Raw genomic sequence first — 2,763 nt, forward strand, 5'->3', positions numbered from 1 at the left:
ATGTAACAACAAAAAGGTGATTAAAAAACCGGAGAGCACAAAAAAGAAATTTACTCCTAAATCACCATTGCTAAAAAAAGCATTAGCTGTTTTATAAATTGTGGTCGATTTTAAACTTGCTATTTCCGTATGAAAACTATGAAACATGAAGACGGCAAAAAAGGCAAAGAAACGCAGGCCATCTAAGTGAGGGAAGTAGATGTTTTTTTTCATATATACTTTTAAATAAAATTAAAATTAATATAGAGGGGTAGAATAAAATTTAATTGAACCCAAAGGTTAAAATCAGCTCATTAAATTTTAAAATATGGTATTTAGCTTCACACCTCACAAACCCAACTTCCTAAGATCTTCTATAAAAATATCAGTAAATAAATCGGCTCCTCTTGCATTCAAATGGAGGTTGTTATAAAATAGTGTCTGATGACTACAAATAGGATTAGAAAGATAATTAAGAAAGGGAATCCCTCGCTCAGCGGCTAAGGCTGCTATTCTAGATTGCCAGCTTATTAGGTTTTCAATTTGTTCCTGACCTTCCTTATAAAAAGGGACAACAGTAAGTACCACCTGAATTTTTTTTCTTTTACCCATTGCGATCACTTCCTTGAAATCGTCAAAGGTATTTTCGTCTATTTCGACTTGACTTGGCATATGTCTTTTGTCAGACTTCCACTCTTGATCCTTTGGATTAAACCCTTTAATTTCCTCTTCATTTTCTTTATATACTCCAAATATTTTTCTATAAAAAACCAAATCATAAGTAGTTAAATTATAAAATGGAACATTTTTAAGTTTAAATAATTTCTGTGGATTAATTTTACTTAAAGAATTATAAATATCGCTATTATCAATATGATGGAAGAACTTATTGGGCTTATATAAGTTCTCTCTTGTTTTTAATTCATTAATATTTAAGGCAATAATAATATATTTAGCCTGGGTAGAATTTTTGATAAAGTCTCTTAATATGCCTTGATATTGTATAAATGCAGTACCATCTAGGCCCATATTATAACAAGATAGGTGAAGGGTGTCTTCTATTTTTTGAGCATCAAAATGTACCAAAGCCGTAGAAGCCCCCCATATTGATATTTCGGGGTCCAACTCATGGTTAAGAATTCGGTTTATTTTTCCCATTTGGTCATTCTCCCTATAACCGGATGCTTTCCGCTGAATTGCTGTGGAAATTAGCGTAAGAGAAATTAACACTAATCCCGAAAACAGGATCACTTTTATTGTTTGCCTTCTTGTCATTCTAAAACTGAAAATAAATAAATTCGTTTTGCTCAAAAACTCCTAAAAGTACACAAGCCAAAATCAGGCAATAATATATGCCCCAACGAATAGCAAAAGGTTGAGATTTAACCCTCTGTTGAATGGCCCCTTGGTTAATAAAAGTATCACCAATTAGCAATAAGGCAACAGCAAAAAATAATGCCAAAAATTGCCCCAAATTAAATTCCATTTCTCCTTCACTAAAAATATACCAAATGGAATTAGAAAAGGACACTTCATTTTTCATCAAAAGGTAATTCTTAAGCAACCAAAATATATCTTTTAATTCACTCCACTTACCATCAAAAAAATGGGTAATAATATAAAAACCATCATTTATATTGTTTGCACGAAAAAAGACCCAAGCAAAACTCACCAAAAAAAAGGTGAAACCTTGATCCAAAGCCTTATCAATCGAAGGCCAGTTACTAATACCAAGTCTTTTTGTTAAAACATTTCTTAAAGGTTTGCTGATGATATCAAATACCAAATAGAAGCCATGCAAGCCTCCCCATATAACAAAAGTCCAATTGGCTCCATGCCATAAACCACTGACCAAAAAGGTAATAAATAAGTTATAGTACCAACGCCATTTTACGACTCGATTACCTCCTAAAGGTATATAAAGGTAATCCTTGAACCATGTAGAAAGTGAAATATGCCACCTTTTCCAGAATTCAGAAATGGAACGGGAAAAATAAGGGGTATCAAAGTTCTTCATCAAATCAAAACCCAGAACACGTGCAGCTCCGATGGCAATATCAGAATAGCCAGAGAAATCACAGTAAATTTGAAAAGCAAAGAAAAAGGTAGCTAACACCAAAGTAGCTCCTTGAAAATCATGAGGATGGCTATAGACTTCATTTACAAAAACGGCTAGACGGTCAGCAACTACGACCTTTTTAAAAAGGCCCCAAAGCATAAGCCTCAGGCCAGACGTAATTCTATTGTAATCGAAGGTGGCTTTTTTTCTAAATTGAGGTAAAAGATTGGATGCCCTTTCAATCGGCCCTGCCACCAATTGGGGGAAGAAAGAAACGTAAAGGGCAAAGGTGCCTATACTTTTTTCTGGTTTTAACCTTCCATAATACACATCGATAGAATAACTCATCGTCTGAAACGTATAAAAGGAGATTCCCATGGGTAAAATAATCTCCAGCACAGGAACAGGATAATGAAATCCAAGACCTTCCGATAAGAATTGGGTAGTATCATTAAAGAAATTAAAATATTTAAAAAAAAATAGTATACCCAAATTTGATAGAAGACTTAGGTAAAGATATGGCTTCCTTCTTCGAACATCCTCCAAATTCCCCATTTTTATCCCACAGAAGTAATCGATAACTGTAGAAATTATGATAAGAAATATGTACTCAGGTTTCCATGCCATATAAAAGCCATAACTAGCAAGAAGTAGTAATATCCAGCGGTACTGATGTCTGAGTAAAAAATAAAGCAGTAAAAGTGCCGGAAAAAAAAGTAAAAATT

At 33.6% G+C, this 2,763-nt stretch carries 2 protein-coding genes and 1 pseudogene; all 3 read right to left on the bottom strand.

Annotated features, from left to right (window positions below):
* Nucleotides 1-213 (bottom strand): annotated as a pseudogene (locus E1171_RS24215) (acyltransferase family protein); the annotation flags it as partial.
* A 114-nt stretch (nucleotides 214-327) separates the two neighbouring features.
* Nucleotides 328-1,254, bottom strand: coding sequence for an SGNH/GDSL hydrolase family protein (locus tag E1171_RS05855; protein ID WP_155205012.1), 927 nt, complete (start codon nucleotides 1,252-1,254; stop codon nucleotides 328-330).
* 1 nt (nucleotide 1,255) lies between these two features.
* Nucleotides 1,256-2,763: MBOAT family O-acyltransferase (locus E1171_RS05860; protein WP_246164193.1), on the bottom strand; the 1,508-nt coding region annotated here is incomplete at its 5' end.

The organism is Xanthovirga aplysinae, assembly GCF_009711365.1.
In the GTDB taxonomy this organism is placed as follows: Bacteria; Bacteroidota; Bacteroidia; order Cytophagales; family Cyclobacteriaceae; genus Xanthovirga; species Xanthovirga aplysinae.

What these genes read in the sequence shown, in the direction of transcription:
- E1171_RS05855 (WP_155205012.1), bottom strand. Translation starts at nt 1,254, where the DNA reads ATGACAAGAAGGCAAACAATAAAAGTGATCCTGTTTTCGGGATTAGTG.